The following is a 25,961-nucleotide window of genomic DNA, read 5'->3' as shown; positions in this document are numbered from 1 at the left end:
TGTCGCTAATTAGCAACACCGAATAAGTGATTTATTAACACCATTTTAAATCAATGAGTTAAGTGTCACCTTTTAACGACACCGCTATTGCACGTTTGTCGGCGATCCCCGACACCTTTTTCTCACGGTCATCACAAACAAAAAAGCCCCCTGCGATTACAGGAGGCTTAATGAGGTTTGCAAAGAAGACTTAGCCCAGCTGTTTACGCGCGTTGCGGAAAATACGCATCCACGGACTGTCTTCGCCCCAGTTTTCCGGATGCCAGGAGTTCGACACGGTACGGAAGACGCGCTCCGGGTGCGGCATCATGATAGTCGCGCGTCCGCTTTCGCTGGTCACCGCGGTAATGCCGTTTGCCGAACCGTTCGGGTTAGCCGGGTAGTTCTCCGTGACCTTACCAAAGTTATCGACGAAGCGCAGCGCCACCAGGCCTTTACTCTCAAGCTGGGCCAGATGCGCACCATCACGAACTTCTACCTGCCCTTCACCGTGAGAAACGGCAATCGGCATCATCGAACCTACCATTCCCTCCAGCAGCAGCGACGGGCTTTGGGTCACTTCAACTAGGCTGAAACGAGCTTCAAAACGGTCAGAGTGGTTGCGCACAAAGCGCGGCCACAGGTCGCTGCCGGGAATCAGTTCACGCAGGTTAGACATCATCTGACAGCCGTTGCACACGCCCAGCGCCAGGGTCTGTGGGCGATGGAAGAAAGTAGCAAACTCGTCGCGTACGCGGTCATTGAACAGAATAGATTTCGCCCAGCCTTCACCCGCGCCTAAAACATCACCGTAGGAGAAACCACCGCAGGCCACCAGCGCCTGGAAATCAGCAAGACCGGTACGGCCCGCCAGCAGGTCGCTCATATGCACGTCGATAGCATCAAAGCCCGCACGATGGAACGCTGCCGCCATTTCTACATGGGAGTTCACTCCCTGCTCGCGCAGCACGGCAACCTTCGGACGCGCGCCGGTGGCGATATAAGGCGCAGCGATATCCTCATTGATATCGAAAGAAAGCTTCACGTTGAGGCCCGGATCGGCATCGTTAGTTTTCGCCTCGTGCTCCTGGTCGGCACACTCTGGGTTATCACGCAGACGCTGCATCTGCCAGGTGGTTTCAGCCCACCACATACGCAGCGTAGTGCGGCTTTCGCTGAACACCGGATGACCGTCGGCAGTGATGACAAAGCGATCGCCCGTGGTTGCCTGGCCAAGATAGTGAACGCAATCCGCCAGGCCATTTGCGGCCAGCAGCGCTTCCACCGCCTGACGATCGGCGGCACGAACCTGAATCACACCGCCCAGCTCTTCGTTAAACAGCGCAGCCAGATGGTCATTGCCGAGCGCGGCGATATCCACGTTAACGCCGCAGTGACCGGCAAAGGCCATTTCGGCCAGCGTCACCAGCAGGCCGCCGTCGGAACGGTCATGCCAGGCCAGCAGTTTGCCTTCGGCAACCAGCGCCTGCATCGCATCCCAGAAGCCTTTCAGCTGAGCAACATCACGAACGTCTGCCGTAACATCGCCAAGCTGACGGTAAACCTGGGCCAGCGCGGTCGCGCCCAGCGCATTGTTTCCCTTACCTAAGTCAATCAGCAGTAGCGCATTATCTTCGCCAGAGAGCTGCGGGGTCACAGTGCGGCGTACGTCTTCCACACGGGCAAAAGCGGAAATCACCAGCGACAGCGGGGAAGTCATTTCGCGCTGCTCGTTGCCTTCCTGCCAGCGGGTTTTCATCGACATAGAGTCTTTACCCACTGGAATCGTCAATCCCAGCGCCGGACACAGCTCTTCGCCAACCGCTTTAACAGCTTCATATAAGCCAGCGTCTTCACCCGGGTGACCGGCAGCGGCCATCCAGTTTGCCGACAGCTTCACGCGATTGAGCGCGCCAATCTGCGTCGCAGCAATGTTGGTCAGCGCTTCGCCCACCGCCAGACGAGCGGAAGCAGCGAAGTCCAGCAACGCAACCGGCGCACGTTCGCCAATTGACATGGCTTCACCGTAATAGCTGTCGAGGCTGGCGGTGGTTACCGCGCAGTTAGCGACCGGGATCTGCCACGGACCGACCATCTGATCGCGTGCGACCATGCCGGTCACGGTGCGGTCACCGATGGTGACAAGGAAAGTTTTCTCCGCCACGGTCGGCAGATGCAACACGCGATTTACCGCGTCGGCAATAGTTATGTCCTGGCGTTCCAGACTCTGCCCCTGCGCTTTAAGGGTCTGCACATCGCGGGTCATTTTCGGCGTTTTACCCAGCAGCACGTCGAGCGGCAGATCAATCGGTCGATCGTCAAAATGGGTATCGTCAAGGCTCAGGTGCATCGCTTCAGTCGCTTCGCCAATAACTGCGTACGGTGCGCGCTCGCGACGGCACAGCTCATCGAATAGTGGCAGCTGCTCCGGCGCTACCGCCAGAACATAGCGCTCTTGAGATTCGTTACACCAGATTTCCAGCGGGCTCATGCCCGGCTCATCGCTGAGGATGTCGCGCAGCTGGAATTTACCGCCGCGTCCGCCATCACTCACCAGCTCCGGCATGGCATTGGACAAACCGCCTGCGCCGACGTCATGAATAAACAGAATCGGGTTGGCATCGCCCAGCTGCCAGCAGCGGTCAATAACTTCCTGGCAGCGACGTTCCATTTCCGGGTTGTCGCGCTGTACGGAGGCAAAATCCAGGTCTGCATCAGACTGTCCCGACGCCATTGAAGAAGCAGCACCGCCGCCGAGGCCGATGTTCATCGCCGGGCCGCCAAGAACAATCAGCTTCGCGCCAACGACAATCTCGCCCTTCTGCACGTGTTCGCCACGAATGTTGCCGATACCGCCCGCCAGCATGATGGGCTTGTGATAGCCGCGCAGCTCTTCGCCGTTGTGGCTAATCACTTTCTCTTCATAGGTACGGAAATAACCGTTCAGCGCCGGGCGACCAAATTCGTTGTTAAACGCCGCACCGCCCAGAGGGCCATCGGTCATGATATCCAGCGCGGTCACAATACGATCCGGCTTGCCGAAATCTTCTTCCCATGGCTGCTCAAAGCCAGGAATACGCAGGTTGGAGACGGAGAAACCCACCAGCCCTGCTTTCGGCTTAGCGCCACGACCGGTCGCACCTTCGTCACGGATTTCACCGCCGGAACCGGTCGCCGCGCCTGGCCACGGAGAGATCGCCGTCGGGTGGTTATGGGTTTCAACCTTCATCAGAATATGCGCGTCTTCTTGGTGGAAGTCGTAGCGGCCCGTTTTGTGGTCAGCAAAGTAACGTCCCACCGCCGAACCTTCCATTACCGCAGCATTATCTTTATAGGCCGACAGCACGTAATCCGGAGTTTTCTCAAAGGTATTTTTGATCATCTTGAACAGCGACTTCGGCTGCTGTTCGCCATCGATGATCCAATCGGCGTTAAAAATTTTGTGTCGGCAGTGCTCGGAGTTGGCCTGCGCGAACATATAGAGTTCGATATCGTTCGGGTTACGGCCCAGCTTATGGAAGGCATCCTGCAGATAGTCGATTTCGTCCTCCGCCAGCGCCAGCCCCAGACGGAGGTTGGCGTCAATCAGCGCCTGACGACCTTGTCCCAGCAGGTCAACGCTGGTTACCGGGGTCGGCTGATGGTGAGCAAACAGCTTTTCACCCTCTTCCAGCGCGCCAAATACGTTTTCCATCATTCGATCGTGCAGTTCAGCCGCCACCTGCGCCCACTGCTCTTCAGTCAGGCAGCTCGCTTCAACGTAGTACGCAACGCCGCGCTCCAGGCGCACAACCTGAGACAGGCCACAGTTACGGGCAATATCGGTAGCTTTAGAAGACCAGGGAGAGATGGTGCCAGGACGGGGGGTAACGAGCAGTAGCTTGCCGGTTGGGGTATGGCTGCTTAAGTTCGGGCCATATTTTAGCAACCTCGCCAGATTCTCACGATCGTCGCCGCTTAGCGGGGCGCTGAGATCGGCAAAATGAACATACTCGGCATATATAGTGCTTACCGGAAGGTTGGCCGCCTGGAAACGTGCCAGCAGTTTATTGATACGGAATGCCGACAGTGCAGGTGAACCACGCAAAATTTCCATCATAAGTCTCTCGTCTTCGAAGCTTTCAGGGTGAGCCGGGGGAAACGGGCGCCATTATAGTGAATCCTGCGTCCCGACGAAACCGTTTGCGTAGAAATAAAATGGTTGCCAGGGTTTATCAATAAATGTGACCCGACTCGCGAATAAGTTGCCAACTGGCGCATTCTTAAGCAAAATGCCGCTCATTCGACGACAACCTTTTACTTTTTCCGGTCATAGTCTGCTGAGGAACGCAAAGCTGCAGAAGATTAACTATCTGAAAAAACTAAAGATTAATTATCTGCTCATCGGCATTGTAACCCTCTTGCTGGCGGCTGCCCTGTGGCCGTCTCTCCCGTGGATGGGGAAACCAGAGAACCGTGTGGCGGGGATTATGGCGCGCGGAGAACTGCGCATCAGCACCATTAATTCGCCAATGACCTTCGCGACCCTCAATGACAAAACCTACGGTTTCGATTATGAGCTGGCACAGCAGTTTGCCGACTACCTTGGGGTCGAGCTGAAGGTGACCGTCCGACAAAATATCAGCCAGCTATTCGATGACCTCGATGAGGGAAAAGCCGACATGCTGGCGGCAGGGCTGGTCTACAACTCTGAACGGGTAAAGAACTATCAGCCCGGGCCAACCTACTATTCCGTTTCACAACAGCTGGTGTATCGCAAAGGTAGCCTGCGCCCGCGCAGCCTCGCTAATCTTACCGCGGAGCAGTTGGCTATCGCCCCCGGGCACGTGGCGATTAACGACCTGCAGGCATTAAAAGAACAAAAATATCCGGACCTCGACTGGCGCGTGGATGATAAACGCGGCACCACGGCGCTGATGCAGGCGGTGATCGACGGTAAGCTCGATTACACCATCGCGGATTCGGTCGCCGTCAGTCTGTTCCAGCGCGTCCACCCGGAACTGGCCGTCGCGCTGGATATCAGCGATGAGCAACCGGTGACCTGGTTTAGTGAAAAAGGCGAAGATAACTCGCTGTCGGCGGCGATGCTCGATTTCTTCAATAACATTAATGAAGACGGCATCCTTGCGCGACTGGAAGAGAAATACCTCGGCCACGGTAACGATTTTGACTATGTTGATACGCGCACCTTCCTGCGCGCCGTGGAGAACATTCTCCCAGACCTACAGCCGATGTTCGAAAAATATGCCCGACAAATAGACTGGCGCCTGCTGGCGGCCATCTCATGGCAGGAGTCGCATTGGGACCCTCAGGCTACCTCTCCGACCGGCGTACGCGGAATAATGATGCTCACCCGCAATACCGCCCTGAGCCTGGGACTGACCGACCGTACCGATGCAGACCAAAGCCTCGACGGCGGCATGCGTTATCTACAGGATATGATGAGTAAAGTGCCCGACTCCGTTCCCAAAGACGAACGTATCTGGTTTGCGCTGGCGGCTTACAATATGGGCTACGCGCATATGCTTGACGCGATGGCGCTAACCAAAAAGCAGAAAGGTAATCCCAATAGCTGGGCCGATGTGAAGCAGCGTCTGCCGTTGCTGAGCCAGAAAAACTATTACAGTCGGCTGAAGTACGGCTTTGCGCGCGGTCATGAGGCCTACGCCTATGTCGAGAATATCCGCAAATACCACATCAGCCTTGTGGGTTACCTCTCTGAGAAAGAGAGAAAAGAGGCGCAGATTGCGGCGCTTGGCGAACACTATCCGGCGGTCATGCCGGATGAGTTAAATAAAGAAGAACAGTACGCCATGTCCTTTTTCAGCTTTCGCGCCGAAACGCTGGTCGATAACGCAAAATTTAAAATCCCAGGACTGGGCCATTAATCTTCCGTTTGCTGACGCGCCTTTTTAAGCAGTTTTTTCTCTTCGCGCCGCCAGCGGAAAAAATCGCTCAGCATACCGGAGCACTGTTCTGCCAGGAGTCCTTCGGTTATTTCTACCCGATGATTCATCCCCGGATGATGCAGCACGTCGATCAACGACCCGGCAGCGCCGGTTTTCGCATCCCTGGCACCGAATACCAGCCGTGAAATGCGGCTATGCACCATCGCCCCGGCGCACATTACGCAAGGCTCAAGGGTGACGTACAGCGTCGCGTCAACCAGACGGTAGTTTTGCAGCACCATCCCCCCCTGGCGCAACGCCATAATCTCAGCATGCGCAGTAGGATCGTGACGGCCAATTGGCCGGTTCCAGCCTTCACCGATGACCTGATGATTGTGCACCAGCACCGCGCCGACCGGCACCTCGCCCTCTTCCCAGGCGCGTTTCGCCAGCGTCAAAGCATGACGCATCCAGTATTCATCATTTAATTCATGGTCAGACAAAGCGGGCACTCCTGCGGAAAAAGCGGGGCGCATTATACATGGACGCTATGTATTACACACTATTCTAACTGCTGAAGATCGCCTTGTGGGGTTACTCGCCAGCGGTGCTGGCAAAAATAGAGCAGCGGATTGTCCTGTTCGCTGTCGCTATAGCCACTGTACAAGCGCAGCGGAGCACCGATTTTTTGCTCCAGTTGCGCGACTTTTTCGTTACCCAGACAGCGCAGCGTTAAAACCCAGCCGCCGCAACGGCGCTCCATCCGACTGGCAATCAGATTCACTCGCGGCAACCATGCAGTATCAAAATAGACCTGCTCCACCAGCGACTGCGGCGACCCGGTAATCAACCAAACGTCCGCATCGGTGCTGGTCAGATAATCCGTCAACCGTGACTGAACAACAGGAAAAGCCGTGACATGCTGCCGGAACCAGTGAACAAAACTCGCCTCAAGACGTTTCAGATGCCTCTCACTGCGCCCGAAAGTCGTAGCCCACAGCAGCAGACTCATCGGCCAGCGTGCGGCCCGACCGTTTAGCAACAGCCCGGCAAGAATAACGGGCAACAGAGGAAGAACCAGCAATGTATTCAACGGCTGATGACGTAGCACATAGCGCAAGAAACTGCCGAACATGTCCTGCTGATGCAAGGTGCCATCCAGATCAAAGAAAACCACTCGCCGCATGCTACTATTCAAAACCGACTCCTCTGGATTAACACCTCGATAACCAATAGCTTAACAGCCTTACGCATTGAATAGCGAAAACATCCGCCATCGTTGAGCCGGGATTAAGGTAAAACCTCCTTGCAGAGAAATCTGAGCGGTTGAATTTTTAATTCGCACTATTCCCCTTATAATTGAATACAAAATTCTTTCAGCCGAGGGTGAAAGCTGTCCTCCGGAGCCGCTATGAACTGTTTGACCCGAATCCGCCAACGCTACCCCACGCTGGCCACAAGTGATAAAAAACTGGCCGATTTTATTCTGGCCCAACCGGATCAAACCCGCCACCTCAGCTCACAGCAGCTGGCGGGCGAAGCCGGAGTCAGCCAGTCGAGCGTGGTGAAATTCGCGCAAAAGATGGGTTTTAAAGGTTTCCCGGCGTTGAAACTGGCGTTAAGCGAAGCGCTGGCTAGCGCCCCCACTCCGCAATCCATACCGGTGCACAACCAGATTCGCGGGGATGATCCTCTCCGACTGGTGGGCGAAAAGCTGATTAAAGATAATATTGCAGCAATGCATGCCTCTCTGGACGTCAACAGCGAAGAAAAGCTACTGGAAGCCGTTGCGCTACTGCGCAATGCCCGGCGGGTCATTATTACCGGTATTGGTGCATCGGGTCTGGTGGCGAGGAACTTTAGCTGGAAGCTGATGAAAATCGGCATTAACGCCGTTTCTGAGCAGGATATGCATGCCCTTCTGGCAACGGTACAGGCGATGGCGGCAGACGATCTGCTGCTGGCCATCTCCTACTCTGGTGAACGACGTGAAATTAATATGGCGGCAGGTGAAGCATTGCGAGTGGGGAGCCAGATCCTGGCGATCACCGGTTTTAACCCCAATGCCCTTCAACAGCAGGCAACTCTGTGCCTGTATACCATCGCTGAAGAACAGGCTACGCGCAGCGCCGCGATCTCCTCAACCAGCGCGCAAATGATGCTGGCCGACCTGCTGTTTATGGGGCTGGTCCAGCAGGATCTTGAACGCGCCCCGGATCGCATTCGTCATAGTGAAGCGCTGGTGAAAAAGCTGGTCTGAAAGCGGGCTCTTCTGCATTTCGCAAAAGAGCCCCTGGATTTATTGCGCTTCTTTGGCGTGAATCAGCTGAGTCAGAAGCTTGTTAACCGGTACGGCAATATTGTTCTGCATCCCAATACGCGCAATCGCCCCATTTAAATAGTCAATTTCAGTGAGTCGCCCTTTATGTAAATCCTGATACATAGAAGGATAGTGATGGCCGCTTTCGCGTGGGTCGAATACTTTCTTCACCGTATTCATCACCATTTCCTGTGTCAACGGAATATTCTGGCTGGCTGCTACCAGAACAAACTCATCTACCACTGCCTGCGCTAAATCTAATGCTCCCGGTCGATTGCCAAAACCGCCAACATTACAATCCAGCAGTGCACAATAAGTATTCATTACGCTATTAAAAGCCGCTTTCTTCCAGATTGATAATAATACGTCAGGACTAATTTCCGCATTCAGCCCGGCGCTATTAAGGGTGGCAACCACTCTGGCTTCCTGGTCAGCATCCTGACTGGCAATGGGCTGCAGCTCAATCGTCCCCGTGCCGGTGGCCATAATATGTCCGGCACCCTCCAGTTCGCTCGACCATAACGTGACGCCAGCATAGATTTTTTCCCGATCAACGTAGTTTGCCAGCGTTTCGATATTTCCCAGACCATTAGATAAAATCATCACGACTTTCGCTGCGGGTAGCAACGGCTTAATACGCTGTAGCATGCTGTCCAGTTGCATGGCTTTGGTAAACAGAATAACCAGTTCAAATTCCCCCAGTGCCTTATCAGCCATAACTGCGGGTATCGGATAATAATGTTGAGTCGTTTCCGTTTCGACAAACAATCCCTTACTGCAAATAGCATCAACATGTTCCTGCCAGCTATCGATAAGCGTCACGTCATGTCCGGCAGCCAGTAACATATAGCCAAAACGGCACCCCATAGCCCCTGCACCTGCGATTGCAATTTTCATCTTTATTTCCTTATGATTTGATCAATGTATTTTGGCTAAAACCATTCCAACATAACGTTTAGTCACCAGCGTGAGCACTACCCCAATAAGCAATAAGACCGTGGTGAGAATAAATACCGTATTATAACTCCCTGTATATTTCGCTATAGCTGATGTAACATACGGCGCAATAACCGCACCAACGGCAAAACCAAAATACATAAATCCATAGTTTAATCCCTGATTACGCATGCCAAAGTTCTGGCTGGTCAGTCCGGGGAAGATAACTAATATCCCGGCATAAGCAAAGCCAACGCCCAGCGCACTGAAATAGAACACCGAAGTATTACCGTTAAAAAAGAGCAACAGCAACATACAAAGGCAGGTAAAGAGATAAACAATCACCAGCGTATTATACCCGCCTAACTTATCGGTCAAACCTCCCCAGAACAGGCGACCAATAGAGTTAAATATCGATACCAGACTGACAATCAATGCCCCGGATATTAAACCATATTGCGTCATACCAATTTGTGCAGAGCTTGAACTGATCACCATTCCGGAGAATACGCCCAGCGCCAGAATCATAAATAGTAGCCAAAAACGCAGGTCCTTAAGCATGTGTCGATAATCTTTATCCATTGGCGATGCTTTAATTCCCCCACTATCTTTTGCAGGTGCGCTTCGAATAAAGAACTGCACGATAAAAATGACCACCAGATATACAATCCCAAGATACAATAATGCCCGGCTGACATCATGGGTTTGCGACATAAAGTATTCGGCAAGGCGGGTGCATAGTAGCGTCCCTACACCAACACCGGCCAGAACGATGCCGCTGGCAAGTCCTCGCCGATCAGGGAAAAACTTCAAGATATTATTAAGATTACCCGTGAAAGCCAGTCCCGATCCCAACCCGGCGATGACCCCATAGGTTAAGAATAACATTGGCAAATTATCCACGAATCCGGACAAGATAAAACCTAAAGAAAACAGGATGCCACCGATGACAATCGCCTGTTTTCCTTTGCCGTTATCGATCATCCTCCCGCCCCAAATCATCGGTAAAGGAATGATCCCCATATTGATAGAAAATGCCAACGCCAGGGTCGCGGGGTCCCAGTGATATTGCTCCATTAATGGCGTTTTAAAATAGCTAAATGCATAGACGCCCCCGAGTACAAAATTTATGCACACGTGGGCGGCAAGCATTCCCCAGCGGTTGATTGATACCGACATAACTTTTCCTTTTTTAAAATGCACTGATCACAGTTTAAAAAAAGCAAAATAGGCAAACAATTTGGTATTTTTTATAATCGTTATAACAAAACCCAATCGATTGGCGTTAAATTTTAATGAATATCAAACAACTGCATTCCTTCCTGATATTGTGTGATGAACTACATTACGGTCGGGCAGCCAGTCGCCTGTTTATCACTCAGCCATCATTAAGTCAGCAAATCAAACAACTTGAGTCATCACTTAAGACAATATTATTTAAGCGCAAAGGAAGAGGCATTGAATTAACAAAACCAGGCTTTATTTTGCAACAGCACGCTAACAAAATAATGCTGGATTTAAAAAATGCTGAAAATGAACTTCTTCCCTATCAGGATCAACAGCGCGATACGATTTCCATCGGCGTGTCAGGCAGCTACTTGTTATTACCTGCATTCCGTAGCTTTATGGCACACCACCCGGAGATATCGTTAAATGTTAAAGAGTTCTCAACGGAACAAACCATTAAAAAGCTGACGGATAACGCTGTCGATATTGGCATCGTTTATCGGACAACGCTCCCTGCCCAACTAAGCTCGACCATGCTGTTTGAAGATGAAATTATTGCTGCAATCCCACTTTCTCATCCTCTGGCAAAACGCGAACGTCTGCATCCAAAAGATTTAAACGACCAACCCATAATCGTGCTTAATGACTCTCTGCTATTAAGAGGAATCATCACGACTGAATTTAATCACCGCAAAGTCGCCCCTAACATTATCTGCGAGCTGGATAACCACTACTCATGCCTTGAGTATGCTGAAGCACAAATTGGCATCGCATTTATTACCCGCTCGCTAACGCGTTTATCCACGCCCAAAAATGTCCGTCTGGTTTCGCTTGGTATTCCGGCTTTTTTCATCCCAGTGATGCTCGTACATAGCAATGACCTTTCGCTGGACAACGCAACTATCTGCCTGCTCAAGCAGATCAAAAATTTTTACACTACGGATAACGAATTGACGCCAGAAAAGAGCTGGCCTGAGCAGAAAATGGGCGTATAATGCCCGCCCTATTTGTGTTGTTTCTGAGAATTTCCTGATGGCGCTGTTAATCACCAAAAAATGCATCAACTGCGATATGTGCGAGCCAGAATGCCCGAATGAGGCGATATCAATGGGTGATAGCATTTATGAAATTAACAGCGACCGCTGCACCGAGTGCGTGGGTCATTATGAAACGCCGACCTGCCAGAAAGTGTGTCCAATCCCGAACACTATTCTGAAAGATCCGGCGCATAGTGAAAACGAAGAGCAGTTGTGGGATAAATTCGTCCTGCTGCACCACGCCGAAAAAATCTAGCTTTCGACGATGACCGTAGCGCAGGCATAGTGGCGCTCATCGGCCAGCGTCACATGAATGCTGCTGACTCCTAAACGTGCCGCCAGATTTTTCGCCTCTCCCCACAAACGCAGCTTTGGCTTACCTAGCTCGTCGTTGTAAACCTCAAACTGATTAAACGCCAGACCGTTGCGAATGCCGGTCCCAAGCGCCTTGGCTGCGGCTTCTTTTACCGCGAAGCGCTTAGCCAAAAAACGGACCGGTTGCTGATGCTCTTCCCATATCGCCCACTCATGGTCACTAAGTACGCGACGGGCCAGGCGATCGCCGCTGCGGGCGATCACCGCTTCAATACGGGCTATTTCAACAATATCAGTGCCCAGTCCGAGGATAGCCATTACGCGCGCGCTTCCTGCATCAGACGCTTCATTTCCGCAACCGCCTCTTTCAGGCCGCTCATCACCGCACGACCAATAATCGCATGACCGATATTCAGCTCGTGCATTTCCGGCAGTGCCGCAATGGCTTTAACGTTATGGTAGGTTAGACCGTGACCGGCATTAACCTTCAGCCCAAGGCTGGCGGCGTAAGTTGCCGCTTTAGCAATACGCTCCAGCTCTTTTGTCTGCTCAGCATCGGTTGCAGCATCGGCGTAGCAACCGGTGTGAATTTCGATATAGGGTGCTCCCACGTCCGCTGCGGCCTTAATTTGCGCATTATCAGCATCGATAAACAGGGAAACCAGAATACCGGCGTCGGCAAGGCGCTTACAGGCATCGCGCATTTTGTCGAGCTGGCCCGCAACGTCCAGCCCCCCCTCGGTGGTCACTTCCTGGCGTTTTTCCGGCACCAGGCAGCAGAAATGTGGTTTCGTCTCGCAGGCGATATTCAGCATCTCTTCCGTCACTGCCATCTCAAGATTCATGCGAGTATCGAGAGTCTGGCGCAGGATACGCACATCGCGATCGGTGATGTGTCGGCGGTCTTCGCGCAGATGGACGGTAATACCGTCAGCACCAGCCTGCTCGGCGATAAAGGCCGCCTGCACCGGGTCAGGATAAGCGGTGCCGCGAGCGTTGCGTAATGTCGCAATGTGGTCAATATTGACCCCTAACAGTAATTCAGCCATGACAATCCTCGTTAATCGTTATTGGTTTTATTGGCTCGCGCCGCCCGCGCGGGCATAAACTGGCGAAAAAGCTCCCGGCTTTTCAGCGGTTTCCCACCAAGATACGGCTTCAGGGCGATACGAGTGAAACGTTTTGCCGCACGCAGCGCATCGCTGTCTGGAAATTCGCGGCTCGCCAACGCCTTAAGATGGTGCCCGGTAAAGGTGCTGTTATCAATAACCACGCTGGCGATAAAGCCTTTTTCTTCACGGTAGCGATAGGTCATGGCGTCGTCAACCGCTTCACCGCTCCCGGCACAGTGGAGAAAATCAACGCCGTAGCCAAGATGCCCCAACAGCGCCAGTTCAAAGCGACGCAGTGCAGGTTCAGGAGAACCGCTTGCACCAGCCAGAGACTGGATGCAGTGCAGATAATCGAAGAAAAGTTCGGAGAAGCGCGTTTCATGCTCAAGCACGCGGGCAAGCAGTTCGTTAACGTAAAGACCGCTATAGAGCGTGATACCGCTGAGAGGGAGCGCCAGCGAGACAGCTTCCGCGCTGCGTAGCGTTTTGACTTCACCACGCCCGCCAAAGCGAAGCAACAAGGGGGTAAAGGGCTGAAGAGCGCCTTTGAGATTAGAACGTTTGGAACGTGCGCCTTTTGCAACAAGGCGCACGCGGCCTGACTCTTCCGTGAAAACGTCCAGCATCAGGCTGGTTTCGCTCCAGGGACGACTATGCAGGACAAAAGCGCGCTGCCAGCCTTCCATCATACTCGTCGTCTTTCAAGTTGCAGGTGCGTTGGCTGCGCCCGTTCACCCCAGTCACTTACCTGAGTAAGCTCCCGGGGATTCGCGGTCTTGCCGCCTTCCTGCACCTCGAAAGCCATAGAGTATGAAAACTACTGGTCTTCGCCGTAACCGAGACTGCGCAACGCACGTTCGTCATCGGCCCAGCCGGATTTCACTTTCACCCACAGCTCCAGGTGAACTGGCGCTTCAAACATATCCTGCATGTCTTTACGCGCTTCAATGCCGATGGTTTTGATTTTGGCCCCTTTGTTGCCAATCACCATCTTCTTCTGCCCTTCACGCTCAACCAGAATCAGACCATTGATATCGTAGCCACCGCGTTCGTTAGTCTGGAAACGTTCGATTTCGACGGTCACGGAATACGGCAGCTCAGCGCCAAGGAAACGCATCAGTTTTTCGCGGATGATCTCAGAAGCCATAAAACGCTGAGAGCGATCGGTAATGTAATCTTCCGGGAAGTGATGAATTGCTTCCGGCAGATGCTTACGCACGATACCGGCGATGGTATCCACGTTCAGCCCGGTTTCCGCGGAAATCGGCACGATATCGAGGAAATTCATCTGACTGCCGAGGAACTGCAGGTGTGGCAGCAGATCGCCCTTTTCCTGCACGTTATCGACTTTGTTCACCGCAAGAATAACCGGTGCTCTGGCGTCGCGCAGCTTACCCAGAACCATTTCATCATCTGCCGTCCAGCGGGTACCTTCAACAACAAAAATCACCAGTTCAACGTCGCCAATCGAGCTACTGGCCGCTTTGTTCATCAAGCGGTTAATAGCGCGCTTCTCTTCCATATGCAGGCCAGGGGTATCAACATAAATTGCCTGATACGGACCTTCAGTATGAATACCGACGATACGGTGACGTGTGGTCTGCGCTTTGCGTGAAGTAATAGAAATCTTCTGCCCAAGCAGCTTGTTCAACAGCGTTGATTTCCCGACGTTAGGACGACCAACGATAGCAACAAACCCACAATAATTTTTTTCTTCGCTCATTCCAGCTCCAGCTTTTTCAACGCCTGTTCGGCGGCAGCCTGTTCCGCCTTGCGACGGCTAGAACCTGTGCCAACCACCGGTTCACTCAGGCCGCTAACCTGGCAGTGGATAGTAAATTCCTGGTCATGCGCTTCACCGCGAACCTGAACCACCAGGTAGGACGGAAGCGGCAGGTGACGCCCCTGCAGATACTCCTGCAAACGGGTCTTAGGATCTTTTTGCTTATCGCCAGGGCTAATTTCGTCCAGACGACTTTGGTACCAGGAGAGAATCAGGCGCTCGATGTTTTGAATATCACTGTCGAGGAAAATCCCGCCGATTAATGCTTCAACGGTATCCGCCAGAATGGATTCACGGCGAAAACCTCCACTTTTCAATTCACCCGGCCCAAGACGCAAACATTCACCCAACTCAAACTCGCGAGCCATTTCTGCCAACGTATTGCCCCGCACCAACGTCGCGCGCATGCGGCTCATATCACCTTCATCGACCCGAGGGAAACGATGGTAGAGCGCATTTGCGATGACGAAACTCAATATAGAGTCACCTAAAAACTCCAGGCGCTCATTGTGTTTGCTGCTGGCACTGCGGTGAGTTAATGCCTGTTGCAACAGCTCCTGATGATGAAAAGTGTAGCCCAGCTTCCGTTGAAGCCGATTAATTACGATGGGATTCATGCGTTACCAATAAATGAATGCGTCAAAAATGCAGCACACGAAACCGACCTGAGTAAAAGCCAACGCGGTTTCGTGTGCTGTGTCAATCTTACGAGAGACAACCTAAAACTTCGGGGGGATATTCTATACGCAACGACAGGGGATGTCGTTAGTTTGAATAGATTTAAATCTTAAATAATTCACGCTGCAGTTATTGCAACGGCAGCGTGAATAGAGGTAGGAAAATTACTGGATACCACCGATACGTGACAAGCGTACTCCAGTAGGCCACTCGCCTTCCTGTTTTTCAAAACTCATCCAGATTGCGGTTGCTTTACCGACCAGATTTGCTTCCGGTACAAAGCCCCAATAACGGCTGTCGGCGCTGTTATCGCGGTTGTCACCCATCATAAAATACTGCCCCGGCGGCACAATCCAGGTCGCCAACGGCAGACCAGACTGCTGGTAATACATCCCCACCTGATCCTGAGCAATCGGCACGGTCAGAATACGGTGCGTTACCTCACCCAGCGTCTCTTTGCGCTCGGTCAGACGAATGCCGTCAGCTTTGGTTTCACCTTTCGGCAACTGCCAGAAACCGCTGGTTGCTTCACCGCCGTTACGACGGGAAAAAGTCTGCACGAAATCGCTCGGCTCAACGTTGGAGTAAGTCACCGGCAGGGCATTGCCACAGGCCTGGCCTGAACTACAGCCCGGCAGGATGGTGACTTGCTTGCTAATCGGATCGTATGTGACTTTATCACCCGGCAAACCGACAGCACGTTTGATGTAGTCCAGACGCGGATCTTCTGGATATTTGAAAACCACGATATCACCCCGTTTCGGATGACCCGTTTCAATCAGCGTTTTCTGGTAGATAGGGTCTTTAATCCCATAAGCAAACTTCTCAACCAGAATAAAATCGCCGATCAACAATGTAGGCATCATCGAACCCGAAGGGATCTGGAAAGGTTCGTAAATAAACGAACGCACTACCAGGACAATCGCCAGGACCGGGAATACCGAAGCACCGGTTTCCAGCCAGCCCGGTTTAGGGCTGACTTTCTTCAGTGTTTTTTTGTCCAACTGGTCGCCGGTCGCTGCCTGAGCTGCGGCCTGACGTTCACGACGTTTTGGCGCGAAAATAAATTTATCCAGGCACCACAATAGACCCGTCACCAGGGTAGCGATGACCAGGATCAGGGCAAACATGTTCGCCATGCCAACTCCTTAGGGTTATTTGCCGTCTTTACCAACGTGCAGAATGGCGAGGAACGCTTCCTGCGGCAGCTCAACGTTACCGACCTGCTTCATGCGTTTCTTACCGTCTTTCTGCTTCTGCAGCAGCTTTTTCTTACGACTGACGTCGCCGCCATAGCATTTTGCCAGGACGTTTTTACGCAGCTGTTTCACCGTTGAACGGGCAATAATGTGGTTGCCGATAGCGGCCTGGATAGCGATGTCGAATTGCTGACGTGGGATCAGCTCTTTCATCTTCTCTACCAGTTCGCGACCGCGGTATGGCGCATTATCATTGTGCGTAATCAGCGCCAGCGCATCGACTCGCTCGCTGTTGATCAACACATCCACGCGTACCATGTTGGAAGCCTGGAAACGTTTGAAGTTATAGTCCAGCGACGCATAACCACGGGAAGTAGATTTCAGACGGTCAAAGAAATCGAGCACCACTTCCGCCATCGGAATTTCATAGGTCAGCGCAACCTGATTACCGTGGTAGACCATATTGGTCTGAACACCGCGTTTTTCTATGCACAGGGTAATGACGTTGCCCAAAAACTCTTGCGGCAGCAGCATATGACACTCAGCGATCGGCTCACGAAGTTCCTGAATATTGTTCAGCGGCGGAAGTTTAGACGGGCTGTCGACGTAGATAACTTCTTTCGAAGTCGTCTCTACTTCATAGACTACCGTCGGCGCCGTGGTGATCAGATCCAGATCGTATTCACGCTCCAGACGTTCCTGAATGATCTCCATGTGCAGGAGACCCAGGAAGCCGCAGCGGAAACCAAAGCCTAGCGCAGTAGAGCTTTCCGGCTCATAGAACAAAGAGGCATCGTTGAGGCTCAGTTTGCCCAGCGCATCGCGGAAGTTCTCATAATCATCAGAACTTACCGGGAACAAGCCAGCATAAACCTGTGGTTTGACCTTTTTAAAACCTGGCAGAGCTTTATCTGCTGGGTTACGGGACAGAGTCAGCGTATCGCCAACCGGTGCGCCGAGGATGTCTTTAATCGCACAAACCAACCAGCCGACTTCGCCGCATTTCAGCTCGGTGCGATCAACCTGTTTCGGCGTGAAAATACCGAGACGATCGGCGTTGTAGACCTGACCAGTGCTCATTACCTTGATTTTGTCGCCTTTGCGCATGGTGCCGTTTTTAATACGCACCAGCGAGACAACACCCAGGTAGTTATCAAACCAGGAGTCGATGATCAGTGCCTGTAACGGCGCTTCCGGGTCGCCTTCCGGCGGCGGAATATCGCGTACCAGACGCTCCAGGACATCGGGCACGCCAACGCCGGTTTTCGCCGAACAGCGCACTGCATCGGTAGCATCAATACCGACGATGTCTTCAATTTCTTCCGCTACACGTTCAGGATCGGCTGCAGGCAAGTCGATTTTATTCAGGACCGGCACCACTTCCAGATCCATTTCCATCGCCGTATAGCAGTTAGCCAGCGTCTGAGCTTCAACGCCCTGACCCGCATCAACCACCAGCAGTGCCCCTTCACACGCCGCCAGTGAACGAGAAACTTCATAGGAGAAGTCCACGTGCCCCGGGGTGTCGATAAAGTTCAGCTGATAGATTTCGCCATTGGTCGCTTTGTAATCCAGCGTGACGCTCTGTGCCTTGATGGTAATCCCGCGCTCGCGTTCAAGATCCATGGAATCCAGGACCTGGGCTTCCATTTCACGATCGGAAAGGCCACCGCAAATCTGGATAATTCGGTCAGACAGAGTCGACTTACCGTGGTCAATGTGAGCGATGATTGAAAAGTTACGTATATTCTTCATATTTAGAGTTAGTTATGCCTTACGCGTATCATGAGGCCGCTATTCTGTGCCTGACGTTTTTTTGATCCGAAAACGCCGCATTCTACACTACATCCACGAAACCAGGAAATGCTCTTACGGCTAGCATAGTCGGAGTAAATGACGAGATCTTGCGGGAGTTGTAAATAAAGATTAGGGCCAGTGAAATCACTGACCCAATGGTGCGGAAGGCGTCTCAATGCGAACTAAATCTGGCGGTAAACCGACGCTAATAATCACCGGTTGCCACGACTGACGAGCCGCTAAACCAGGAGAAAGACCACGAGCCACCAAAAACCCGCCAACGCCGCCAAGTATTGCCCCACATAGCGAAGCAAAATCATTCGCGAACAGAACCTGGAAGATAGACGCCATCAAGAACAGTCCAACTAACGGCGCCATATAGACCAATATGGCTGAGCCAAGCAAACTGCTTTCGGCAATCCCCAATTCTACTTTTTGCCCGGCAGCCAGCGGCTGTTCACAAGGCACGCTAATTGTATGGCTGGTTTGCGGCCCGAGCTTATTCAACACTCGACTACCGCAACCAGCACGGGAAGCGCAACTACTACAGGATGCTTTAACATCGCAATGCACCTGCGCAATTCCGTTATTCCAGGAAACGACCGTTGCCCACTCTTTGATCATTGTACGGCCTTGAATTTAATGCTGTCAGAAATACGCTTCGCGGTTTGCGGGGGCAGTTCGCCAACAATGGTTATCTCTGCATTATCGCGCACGATGGTAGCCACGGTGCGACGCCCGGTACGCAACAACTGATCGCTGCTATTTGCTGCGGCGCGATTAATATTGATGGAGAAACTAAATAGCCCATCAGAGTAGAGGCGGGACTCTACCGGACCATCAAACGTTGGTAGACGACGCTGGCTACTGGAGACTTCCGCAACACCCTGCGGCAGCCAGGTAGGTGCCCAGTTGAAGCTAGCCTTATCGCCACCTTCTGGTACGGAAAGCTGCGGCGGCAGGCTCGCCTTTGCCAGAGTTTCCATACTGGCGCTAACATTGTCGCCAACGCTGAAAGAAACGACCCGGAACTGCTCAAGGGTTTCCCCATCGCGATCGAGTAAATCAACACGCAGCGGCAGCTTTGTTTCAGCATCTAGCCAGGCGATGTAGCTATAACGCGTACCGTCACGGGCCACGACTCGCACCACGTCGCATAAACGATCGGCAATACGCGTACGCCCAACAGAGATGAAATCATAATACGACGCCAGCCGTTTGAAGTCGCTGTACACCAATGAAGGCAGCGAATCTACGATATAGTCACCATTCAACGTGAACGGATCGAGGCCTGGTTCAAAATAGCTAATTTCAGTGCCGCGCAGTACGACTTCCCTGCGAGGGCCGTCTAGCTGTAATAGCTGAGCGAGGGGGCGGTTATTCAGTTTCGCGTGTCGATAGCGCAGCGACTCAACGCCCTGCTTGTTGATGCTGACGAAAGACAGCTCGTAATTGAGGGACTGGCTAGCCAGGTTCATCTGCTGCAACAACGCCCCGGACGATGTATCAGCCGAGGCGTTGGCGGAGAAGAACAAGCTGCCTGCCATGAGCGACATGGCACACAAAAGTTGCTTCATTACTGCGATTGCGTTCCTAAAGTTTGATAGCCCGGCACCTGAACAGCGGCTTGCTGAGTCTGGGCCTGACCAAACTGAAGCTGTTCAGCATGCAGGCGACGCTGCAATTCATAATCCTGCAGCATAGCATTAATTCTGCGGCGCTGTTCCTGCACTTGCGCCTGCTGACCGCTGCCTGCTGAAGCATCCGCTGGCACGCCCAGGCTAACCGGGCTGGCTTTCCCCATCATCGGCATGGTGTTAAACACCGGTGCTTCAGGCTGCTGAGATGCATCAGACTGCCCATTATACTGCTGGACGCCGACGATAACAGCAAGGGAAACGCACGCAGCAACTCCCATTTGGGTTAAGGAACTTGCCCATGGGCGCACTTTTTGCCAGAAAGGCATCTGGCGCCACTGATGCGGGGCAGGCTGAGATTCAGGAATTAGAGGAACCGTCTGACGAACGGGCTCATTTTCAATGGCGGCCATGACGCGAGCGGAGATATCAAAATGGAGCATCTCACTGGTATCGCCTCGCAGCGTATCGCGGATGAGATGGTAGCTCTCCCAGGTTTTTTGCATTTCAGATGAACGACCTAGCTCATTGAGCAGTTCGTTATCCAGCGTTTCACCATCCATTAAGGCCGAAAGTTTTTCTTTCTGCATGCCTGATACCCTTTTCCAGTATTCCGCTATCGTCAACGCCGGATTAGCGGTTGAACTTTATTATCAATAGCTTCTCGTGCCCGGAAGATACGCGAACGCACTGTACCCACCGGACAATCCATGATGGCGGCTATTTCTTCATAGCTCATGCCATCCAACTCCCGCAAGGTAATTGCCATGCGTAAATCTTCCGGGAGCGATTCGATGGTACGAAAAACTATTTGTCTCAGCTCTTCTGACAACATTAAGTTCTCAGGGTTCGAAATTTCTTTCAATGCCCCGCCACTTTCGAAATTTTCTGCCTCATTGGCATCAACATCGCTAGATGGCGGACGGCGCCCCTGAGCAACCAGATAATTCTTCGCCGTATTGACGGCGATACGATATAACCAGGTGTAAAAAGCACTATCCCCCCGGAAAGAATCCAGCGCACGCCATGCTTTTACGAACGACTCCTGAACAACGTCAGCGATATCGCCCGGTGGCACGTAGCGGGAGACCAGGCTTGCAACCTTATGCTGATAGCGTACCACCAGCAGGTTAAATGCTTTCTGATCTCCTTTCTGGACCCGTTCAACAAGGACCTGATCCGTTAACTGCTCGCTCATCCGAGGTAATGTCTCCCCAAACCCAATTCCCATGCGTATTCAAAACACCACCCAATGACTGCATAAATGAGCAAGCTGAGGGTTGGAGTGTCTGAAAACAATAAAGTTCCGTTACGCCTTTTTTTTTCGTCTGGCACCGGCTGACGGGTCGTTATCTCTCATTATATGCCCCGGTAGCTAAACGATATGTAAGATAATAAGAAAAAGCGCAAAGCCCGCCAGAAGGGTAACGTAACCCGACTTTTATTTCACTATAAAATCTGAAGCTAACGAGTTGCTTCGCAAAACTTTTCTTACATTTACAGCCCACCCCATCAAAGCATTATGTTTAGCCGCCACAACATTGAGTAAAAAAAATGTACGATTCAGCGCAGGCTGGTGCTATTGTGCTGCAATCCTGTTTAGTAAATTAAACAAAGCTCATGAAAACAACTTCTGATTCCTCTTGTGATGTACTGATTGTTGGCAGCGGTGCTGCCGGATTGTCACTTGCTTTGCGGCTGGCGGAACACTGCACAGTCACGGTACTGAGCAAAGGCCCTATCAGTGAAGGGTCAACTTTCTATGCTCAAGGCGGGATCGCCGCCGTCTTCGATGAAACCGACAGCATTGAATCCCATGTAGAAGATACGTTGGTTGCCGGAGCCGGCCTTTGCGATCGCCATGCCGTTTCTTTTGTCGCCAGCAATGCCAAACCCTGCGTTCAGTGGCTTATTGATCAGGGCGTCCTGTTTGATACTCAGGTTCAGGCTAACGGAGCTGAAAGCTATCACTTGACCCGGGAAGGGGGTCATAGCCACCGCCGAATTCTCCACTCAGCCGACGCGACGGGTAAAGCCGTAGAGACAACGCTGGTCAGCAAAGCGCTTTCTCATCCCAACATCCGCGTGCTGGAACGCAGCAACGCCGTTGACCTAATTATCTCAGATAAAATCGGCCTGCCGGGAACGCGTCGCGTTGTGGGGGCCTGGGTCTGGAATCGAAATAAAGAAACGGTTGAAACTTGTAGTGCGAAAGCGGTGGTACTGGCTACCGGAGGCGCGGCTAAGGTATACCAATATACGACAAATCCAGACGTCTCTTCCGGTGATGGGATCGCCATGGCCTGGCGCGCAGGTTGTCGGGTCGCCAACCTTGAGTTCAATCAGTTTCACCCAACCGCCTTATACCATCCGCAAGCGCGCAATTTCCTGCTGACAGAAGCCTTGCGCGGTGAAGGCGCACTGTTGAAGCGCCCGGACGGCACTCGATTTATGCCGGACTTTGACGAACGCGGTGAACTGGCCCCCCGCGATGTGGTCGCCCGAGCCATCGACCATGAAATGAAACGCCTTGGTGTTGACTGCATGTATCTCGACATCAGCCATAAACCCGCAGAATTTATTCGCCACCATTTCCCGATGATTTACGAGAAGTTACTGGGACTGGGAATCGATCTGACAAAAGAGCCGGTGCCTATTGTTCCGGCTGCTCACTATACCTGCGGCGGTGTGATGGTTGACGATAACGGGCGTACTGATGTCGACGGCCTGTACGCCATCGGCGAAGTCAGCTATACCGGATTACATGGCGCTAACCGCATGGCTTCAAACTCGCTGCTGGAGTGTCTTGTTTACGGTTGGTCCGCAGCCGAAGATATCGTTAAGCGCATGCCTTTCGCGCAGAGAGTCAATGAACTTCCTTTATGGGACGAAAGCCAGGTCGAGATCCCCGACGAACTTGTTGTTATCCAACATAACTGGCATGAGCTGCGCTTATTAATGTGGGATTATGTCGGCATTGTGCGCACCACCCGCCGACTTGAGCGCGCCCTGCGACGCATTACTATGCTGCAGCAGGAACTGGACGAATATTACACCCGCTTCCGCGTCTCCAATAATTTGCTGGAGCTGCGTAACCTGGTCCAGGTTGCCGAGTTGATTGTGCGCTGCGCCATGCTACGTAAAGAGAGCCGTGGTCTGCACTATACGCTGGACTATCCGGAACAGTTGCCGACTAGCGGACCGTCAGTGCTGTCGCCACTGGTTCACATAAAAAGATAGAAATCCTCGGTCAGAGCGGTAAATCCTTCGGAATACTGCTGCTCTGGCCCACGGATAACCAACCTGTCGCTAAAGCACTCACCCGCTGTCGGCGAAAAAGCCATCAGAACCCGATGCGGTGGACGCATTTCCGTTTCCGCCACGTCGGTACGTAAACGTAGATGCCAACCCATGTTCTGCGCCCGCTGAACAAATGTGTTGCCGATATCAACCGGCAACACAACGCAAAAAAATCCCTCTTCCGTAATGGATTCAGCGGCACAGGTTAACAGCGTTGTATGATCGAGCGTGGTGGTATAGCGGGCCTGCTCACGCTGCGAGGTCGCGCAGGGGACACCTTCAGCAAAAAAAGGCGGATTACTGACAATCAGTTCGTAGCGTCGGGTTTGCGGCGACTGCCATTGCTGAATATCAGCCTGGTGGATCTGGATACGTCCGGACCACGGGGATTCTTCAGCGTTTTCCCGCGCCTGTTCTGCCGCATCTTCGTCCAGTTCTACAGCGTCAACAGTGACCGCCTCCACGGTTCGCTGCGCTATCATTAGCGCAAGCAGGCCGCTGCCAGTACCGATATCCAGTACGTGCTTAACCTGCGCTATCGGAGCCCATGCGCCAAGTAAAATGCCGTCAGTGCCCACCTTCATCGCACAGCGATCGTGGGCGATAAAAAATTGTTTAAACGTAAAACCATTGCGCGGCAGCGCAAACTTCGACTGAGACATCCTCGATAACCTTGCGGGCAAAAAACTCCTGGGCTTAAGGCTATGCACAATACCGGAGAACAGATAGCCTTACAAACAGATGAACATTGCGTCCGTAACGTCTATAATCGGCGGTCCACTCAGAGGTAGATCATGACTGTAACGACTTTTTCCGAACTTGAACTCGACGAAAACCTACTGGAAGCGCTCCAGGATAAAGGTTTCACACGCCCGACAGCCATTCAGGCCGCCGCTATTCCGCCTGCGCTTGATGGCCGTGACATTCTCGGTTCAGCCCCGACCGGCACCGGTAAAACAGCGGCGTATTTGCTGCCAGCGTTGCAGCACCTGCTCGATTTTCCACGCAAGAAGTCCGGTCCGCCGCGCATTCTCATCTTGACGCCGACTCGTGAGCTGGCGATGCAGGTTGCTGACCATGCGCGTGAACTGGCAAAACATACTCATCTGGATATCGCCACTATCACCGGCGGCGTAGCGTATATGAACCACGCGGAAGTGTTCAGCGAGAACCAGGACATCGTGGTTGCTACAACCGGACGCCTGCTGCAATACATAAAAGAAGAAAACTTCGACTGCCGCGCCGTTGAAACGCTAATCCTTGATGAAGCAGATCGCATGGTCGACATGGGTTTTGCTCAGGATATCGAACATATTGCCGGTGAAACCCGCTGGCGTAAGCAGACTATGTTGTTCTCCGCCACTCTCGAAGGCGACGCGATTAAGGACTTTGCTGAACGTCTGCTGGAAGAGCCGGTAGAAGTCTCTGCCACCCCTTCCACTCGCGAGCGTAAGAAAATTCATCAGTGGTACTACCGTGCTGATGACATCAAACACAAAACGGCACTTCTCGTTAACTTACTGAAGCAGCCTGATGCCACACGTTCTATCGTCTTTGTGCGTAAACGCGAGCGTGTTCATGAACTGGCAGGCTGGTTGCGTGAGGCGGGTATCAATACCTGCTGGCTCGAAGGAGAGATGGTTCAGGCAAAGCGTAATGAAGCTATTAAACGTATGACAGATGGTCGTATGAATGTGCTGATTGCGACTGATGTCGCTGCTCGTGGTATCGATATTCCGGATGTAAGCCACGTCATCAACTTCGATATGCCGCGCACCGCAGATACTTATCTACACCGCATCGGTCGAACGGGTCGCGCAGGGAAAAAAGGCGTCGCCATTTCTCTGGTTGAGGCTCATGACCATCTGCTGTTGGGCAAAATTGGCCGTTATATTGAAGAGCCGTTAAAAGCCCGAGTCATCGATGAGCTGCGCCCAACGACTCGCGCACCGAGCGAGAAGCAGACTGGTAAGCCATCTAAGAAAGTATTAGCGAAGCGTGCAGAGAAAAAAGAGAAAGAGAAAGAGAAGCCGCGCGTGAAGAAACGTCACCGTGATACCAAGAATATTGGTAAGCGTCGCAAGGCAAGCGGGAGCGATACGCCGCAGCAGCCAAACGAAAAATAAAAAAAACGCCGGGATATCCCGGCGTTTTCACATCAAAACTTAATCTTACAGGCTTTCGGTAAAAGTACGGGCGATAACATCGCGCTGCTGTTCCGGAGTCAGAGAGTTAAAACGTACCGCGTAACCAGATACGCGAATAGTCAGCTGCGGATATTTTTCCGGATGTTCAACCGCATCCATCAACGTTTCGCGACGCAGTACGTTTACGTTCAGGTGCTGACCACCTTCAACGCGAACTTCCGGTTTCACGTCTACCGGAATTTCACGGTATTCGATCTCGCCCAGTTTGCTTACCGCAACCACGTCATCTTCAGCATAACCGGCTTTAGCGCACAGGCAGCGTGCTTCGCCTTTTTCACTATCCAGCAGCCAGAAAGAGTTCAGCAGGTCGTCGTTTGCAGCTTTAGTAATTTGGATACCAGTAATCATTTGATGCCTCCCAGGCAGTGTTTATTCGATTATTGGCCTTCGCGGCCAATTGGTAAAACCATTGTTGTATGAGTGTATATATAACAGCCGAGAACCCGGCATTCATTGATTTAAATCAACAAAAACCACTCAACAAAAGTGGGTATGGATGGATATTATTGTTTTACATCAAGTTACGCCATATCCAACACTAAATAA

Annotated in this window: 25 protein-coding genes; 6 read left to right on the top strand and 19 right to left on the bottom strand. The window is 52.3% G+C overall.

Annotation, left to right across the window (positions count from 1 at the left end; all coding sequences use genetic code 11):
* Nucleotides 1-190: 190 nt before the first annotated feature.
* Nucleotides 191-4,078, bottom strand: coding sequence for a phosphoribosylformylglycinamidine synthase (gene purL / locus DA718_RS07310; RefSeq protein ID WP_112215437.1), 3,888 nt, complete (start codon nt 4,076-4,078; stop codon nt 191-193).
* Between the two features lie 172 nt (nt 4,079-4,250).
* Here purL and mltF point away from each other — a divergent pair, with 172 nt between their 5' ends.
* Nucleotides 4,251-5,867 carry a membrane-bound lytic murein transglycosylase MltF gene (gene mltF / locus DA718_RS07300; RefSeq protein ID WP_112215436.1) on the top strand — a complete coding sequence of 539 codons (1,617 nt, stop codon included), beginning with the start codon at nt 4,251-4,253 and terminating at the stop codon, nt 5,865-5,867.
* On the opposite strand, the gene tadA is transcribed toward mltF, so the two are convergent.
* Nucleotides 5,864-6,370 carry a tRNA adenosine(34) deaminase TadA gene (gene tadA, locus DA718_RS07295; RefSeq protein WP_220471462.1) on the bottom strand — a complete coding sequence of 169 codons (507 nt, stop codon included), beginning with the start codon at nt 6,368-6,370 and terminating at the stop codon, nt 5,864-5,866. The two genes, mltF and tadA, sit on opposite strands and share 4 nt — an antisense overlap.
* Nucleotides 6,371-6,429: 59 nt before the next feature.
* Nucleotides 6,430-7,053 (bottom strand): phosphatidylglycerophosphatase C, encoded by a 624-nt coding sequence (yfhb, locus tag DA718_RS07290; protein WP_167492856.1) that lies wholly within the window; start codon nt 7,051-7,053, stop codon nt 6,430-6,432.
* A gap of 225 nt (nt 7,054-7,278) precedes the next feature.
* On the opposite strand from yfhb, the gene DA718_RS07285 reads away from it, so the two are divergent.
* Nucleotides 7,279-8,127 carry a MurR/RpiR family transcriptional regulator gene (locus tag DA718_RS07285; protein ID WP_112215433.1) on the top strand — a complete coding sequence of 283 codons (849 nt, stop codon included), beginning with the start codon at nt 7,279-7,281 and terminating at the stop codon, nt 8,125-8,127.
* Between the two features lie 39 nt (nt 8,128-8,166).
* Here the strand turns inward: DA718_RS07285 and DA718_RS07280 are convergent, their stop codons facing one another.
* Entirely contained in the window at nt 8,167-9,084 is a 918-nt protein-coding gene (locus DA718_RS07280) for an oxidoreductase (RefSeq protein WP_112215432.1), read from the bottom strand.
* Between the two features lie 21 nt (nt 9,085-9,105).
* Nucleotides 9,106-10,302 (bottom strand): L-lactate MFS transporter, encoded by a 1,197-nt coding sequence (locus DA718_RS07275; protein WP_112215431.1) that lies wholly within the window; start codon nt 10,300-10,302, stop codon nt 9,106-9,108.
* A gap of 116 nt (nt 10,303-10,418) precedes the next feature.
* Here DA718_RS07275 and DA718_RS07270 point away from each other — a divergent pair, with 116 nt between their 5' ends.
* The gene (locus DA718_RS07270; RefSeq protein WP_112215430.1) at nt 10,419-11,345 is read left to right on the top strand and encodes a LysR family transcriptional regulator; all 927 of its coding nucleotides are present in this window, start codon (nt 10,419-10,421) and stop codon (nt 11,343-11,345) included.
* A gap of 37 nt (nt 11,346-11,382) precedes the next feature.
* On the top strand, nt 11,383-11,643 hold the full coding sequence (locus tag DA718_RS07265; RefSeq protein ID WP_110272062.1) for a YfhL family 4Fe-4S dicluster ferredoxin: 261 nt from the start codon (nt 11,383-11,385) through the stop codon (nt 11,641-11,643).
* On the opposite strand, the gene acpS is transcribed toward DA718_RS07265, so the two are convergent.
* From acpS to rseD, 12 genes are all read right to left on the bottom strand, one after another.
* Nucleotides 11,640-12,020 carry a holo-ACP synthase gene (acpS, locus tag DA718_RS07260; RefSeq protein WP_112215429.1) on the bottom strand — a complete coding sequence of 127 codons (381 nt, stop codon included), beginning with the start codon at nt 12,018-12,020 and terminating at the stop codon, nt 11,640-11,642. The two genes, DA718_RS07265 and acpS, sit on opposite strands and share 4 nt — an antisense overlap.
* Nucleotides 12,020-12,751, bottom strand: a complete 732-nt coding sequence (gene pdxJ, locus DA718_RS07255) for a pyridoxine 5'-phosphate synthase (RefSeq protein ID WP_112215428.1) — start codon at nt 12,749-12,751, stop codon at nt 12,020-12,022. The genes acpS and pdxJ overlap by 1 nt, the downstream gene beginning before the upstream one ends.
* An 11-nt stretch (nt 12,752-12,762) precedes the next feature.
* Nucleotides 12,763-13,500, bottom strand: a complete 738-nt coding sequence (gene recO / locus DA718_RS07250) for a DNA repair protein RecO (protein WP_112215500.1) — start codon at nt 13,498-13,500, stop codon at nt 12,763-12,765.
* A gap of 131 nt (nt 13,501-13,631) precedes the next feature.
* Nucleotides 13,632-14,537 (bottom strand): GTPase Era, encoded by a 906-nt coding sequence (era, locus tag DA718_RS07245; protein WP_112215426.1) that lies wholly within the window; start codon nt 14,535-14,537, stop codon nt 13,632-13,634.
* On the bottom strand, nt 14,534-15,214 hold the full coding sequence (gene rnc / locus DA718_RS07240) for a ribonuclease III (RefSeq protein WP_110272057.1): 681 nt from the start codon (nt 15,212-15,214) through the stop codon (nt 14,534-14,536). Before rnc ends, era begins: the two co-directional genes overlap by 4 nt.
* 225 nt (nt 15,215-15,439) lie before the next feature.
* Nucleotides 15,440-16,414 (bottom strand): signal peptidase I, encoded by a 975-nt coding sequence (gene lepB / locus DA718_RS07235; protein ID WP_110272055.1) that lies wholly within the window; start codon nt 16,412-16,414, stop codon nt 15,440-15,442.
* Nucleotides 16,415-16,429: 15 nt separating this feature from the next.
* A complete protein-coding gene (gene lepA, locus DA718_RS07230) occupies nt 16,430-18,229 on the bottom strand; it encodes a translation elongation factor 4 (RefSeq protein ID WP_110272054.1) in 1,800 nt (599 codons plus the stop codon).
* 186 nt (nt 18,230-18,415) lie between these two features.
* Nucleotides 18,416-18,895, bottom strand: coding sequence for a SoxR-reducing system protein RseC (gene rseC / locus DA718_RS07225; protein ID WP_112215424.1), 480 nt, complete (start codon nt 18,893-18,895; stop codon nt 18,416-18,418).
* Nucleotides 18,892-19,848 carry a sigma-E factor regulatory protein RseB gene (gene rseB, locus DA718_RS07220; RefSeq protein WP_110272052.1) on the bottom strand — a complete coding sequence of 319 codons (957 nt, stop codon included), beginning with the start codon at nt 19,846-19,848 and terminating at the stop codon, nt 18,892-18,894. Before rseB ends, rseC begins: the two co-directional genes overlap by 4 nt.
* Nucleotides 19,848-20,498: an anti-sigma-E factor RseA gene (gene rseA, locus DA718_RS07215; RefSeq protein ID WP_112215423.1), complete on the bottom strand. Its 651-nt coding sequence runs from the start codon at nt 20,496-20,498 to the stop codon at nt 19,848-19,850. Before rseA ends, rseB begins: the two co-directional genes overlap by 1 nt.
* A 32-nt stretch (nt 20,499-20,530) precedes the next feature.
* Nucleotides 20,531-21,106 (bottom strand): RNA polymerase sigma factor RpoE, encoded by a 576-nt coding sequence (gene rpoE / locus DA718_RS07210; RefSeq protein WP_110272050.1) that lies wholly within the window; start codon nt 21,104-21,106, stop codon nt 20,531-20,533.
* Nucleotides 21,103-21,243 carry a rpoE leader peptide RseD gene (gene rseD / locus DA718_RS07205; RefSeq protein ID WP_167492730.1) on the bottom strand — a complete coding sequence of 47 codons (141 nt, stop codon included), beginning with the start codon at nt 21,241-21,243 and terminating at the stop codon, nt 21,103-21,105. Before rseD ends, rpoE begins: the two co-directional genes overlap by 4 nt.
* 285 nt (nt 21,244-21,528) lie before the next feature.
* Between rseD and nadB the strand changes: the two genes are divergently transcribed.
* On the top strand, nt 21,529-23,148 hold the full coding sequence (nadB, locus tag DA718_RS07195; RefSeq protein ID WP_112215422.1) for an L-aspartate oxidase: 1,620 nt from the start codon (nt 21,529-21,531) through the stop codon (nt 23,146-23,148).
* On the opposite strand, the gene trmN is transcribed toward nadB, so the two are convergent.
* Nucleotides 23,133-23,870, bottom strand: a complete 738-nt coding sequence (trmN, locus tag DA718_RS07190) for a tRNA(1)(Val) (adenine(37)-N(6))-methyltransferase TrmN (protein ID WP_112215421.1) — start codon at nt 23,868-23,870, stop codon at nt 23,133-23,135. The genes nadB and trmN overlap by 16 nt on opposite strands.
* 132 nt (nt 23,871-24,002) lie before the next feature.
* On the opposite strand from trmN, the gene srmB reads away from it, so the two are divergent.
* Nucleotides 24,003-25,334, top strand: a complete 1,332-nt coding sequence (gene srmB, locus DA718_RS07185) for an ATP-dependent RNA helicase SrmB (RefSeq protein WP_112215420.1) — start codon at nt 24,003-24,005, stop codon at nt 25,332-25,334.
* Between the two features lie 45 nt (nt 25,335-25,379).
* Here the strand turns inward: srmB and grcA are convergent, their stop codons facing one another.
* Entirely contained in the window at nt 25,380-25,763 is a 384-nt protein-coding gene (gene grcA / locus DA718_RS07180) for an autonomous glycyl radical cofactor GrcA (protein WP_110272046.1), read from the bottom strand.
* Nucleotides 25,764-25,961 lie beyond the last annotated feature (198 nt).

It is taken from the genome of Klebsiella huaxiensis (assembly GCF_003261575.2).
In the GTDB taxonomy this organism is placed as follows: domain Bacteria; phylum Pseudomonadota; class Gammaproteobacteria; order Enterobacterales; family Enterobacteriaceae; genus Klebsiella; species Klebsiella huaxiensis.
Note: the sequence above shows the minus strand (reverse complement) of the source record. Positions and strands in the feature narration are given on the sequence as shown.

Excerpts from the sequence above, each read along its gene's own strand:
- purL (WP_112215437.1), bottom strand. The coding sequence starts at position 4,078 with ATGATGGAAATTTTGCGTGGTTCACCTGCACTGTCGGCATTCCGTATC.
- mltF (WP_112215436.1), top strand. The coding sequence starts at position 4,251 with ATGCCGCTCATTCGACGACAACCTTTTACTTTTTCCGGTCATAGTCTG.
- yfhb (WP_167492856.1), bottom strand. The coding sequence starts at position 7,053 with ATGCGGCGAGTGGTTTTCTTTGATCTGGATGGCACCTTGCATCAGCAG.
- DA718_RS07285 (WP_112215433.1), top strand. The coding sequence starts at position 7,279 with ATGAACTGTTTGACCCGAATCCGCCAACGCTACCCCACGCTGGCCACA.
- DA718_RS07280 (WP_112215432.1), bottom strand. The coding sequence starts at position 9,084 with ATGAAAATTGCAATCGCAGGTGCAGGGGCTATGGGGTGCCGTTTTGGC.
- DA718_RS07275 (WP_112215431.1), bottom strand. The coding sequence starts at position 10,302 with ATGTCGGTATCAATCAACCGCTGGGGAATGCTTGCCGCCCACGTGTGC.
- DA718_RS07270 (WP_112215430.1), top strand. The coding sequence starts at position 10,419 with ATGAATATCAAACAACTGCATTCCTTCCTGATATTGTGTGATGAACTA.
- DA718_RS07265 (WP_110272062.1), top strand. The coding sequence starts at position 11,383 with ATGGCGCTGTTAATCACCAAAAAATGCATCAACTGCGATATGTGCGAG.
- acpS (WP_112215429.1), bottom strand. The coding sequence starts at position 12,020 with ATGGCTATCCTCGGACTGGGCACTGATATTGTTGAAATAGCCCGTATT.
- pdxJ (WP_112215428.1), bottom strand. The coding sequence starts at position 12,751 with ATGGCTGAATTACTGTTAGGGGTCAATATTGACCACATTGCGACATTA.
- recO (WP_112215500.1), bottom strand. The coding sequence starts at position 13,500 with ATGGAAGGCTGGCAGCGCGCTTTTGTCCTGCATAGTCGTCCCTGGAGC.
- era (WP_112215426.1), bottom strand. The coding sequence starts at position 14,537 with ATGAGCGAAGAAAAAAATTATTGTGGGTTTGTTGCTATCGTTGGTCGT.
- rnc (WP_110272057.1), bottom strand. The coding sequence starts at position 15,214 with ATGAATCCCATCGTAATTAATCGGCTTCAACGGAAGCTGGGCTACACT.
- lepB (WP_110272055.1), bottom strand. The coding sequence starts at position 16,414 with ATGGCGAACATGTTTGCCCTGATCCTGGTCATCGCTACCCTGGTGACG.
- lepA (WP_110272054.1), bottom strand. The coding sequence starts at position 18,229 with ATGAAGAATATACGTAACTTTTCAATCATCGCTCACATTGACCACGGT.
- rseC (WP_112215424.1), bottom strand. The coding sequence starts at position 18,895 with ATGATCAAAGAGTGGGCAACGGTCGTTTCCTGGAATAACGGAATTGCG.
- rseB (WP_110272052.1), bottom strand. The coding sequence starts at position 19,848 with ATGAAGCAACTTTTGTGTGCCATGTCGCTCATGGCAGGCAGCTTGTTC.
- rseA (WP_112215423.1), bottom strand. The coding sequence starts at position 20,498 with ATGCAGAAAGAAAAACTTTCGGCCTTAATGGATGGTGAAACGCTGGAT.
- rpoE (WP_110272050.1), bottom strand. The coding sequence starts at position 21,106 with ATGAGCGAGCAGTTAACGGATCAGGTCCTTGTTGAACGGGTCCAGAAA.
- nadB (WP_112215422.1), top strand. The coding sequence starts at position 21,529 with ATGAAAACAACTTCTGATTCCTCTTGTGATGTACTGATTGTTGGCAGC.
- trmN (WP_112215421.1), bottom strand. The coding sequence starts at position 23,870 with ATGTCTCAGTCGAAGTTTGCGCTGCCGCGCAATGGTTTTACGTTTAAA.
- srmB (WP_112215420.1), top strand. The coding sequence starts at position 24,003 with ATGACTGTAACGACTTTTTCCGAACTTGAACTCGACGAAAACCTACTG.
- grcA (WP_110272046.1), bottom strand. The coding sequence starts at position 25,763 with ATGATTACTGGTATCCAAATTACTAAAGCTGCAAACGACGACCTGCTG.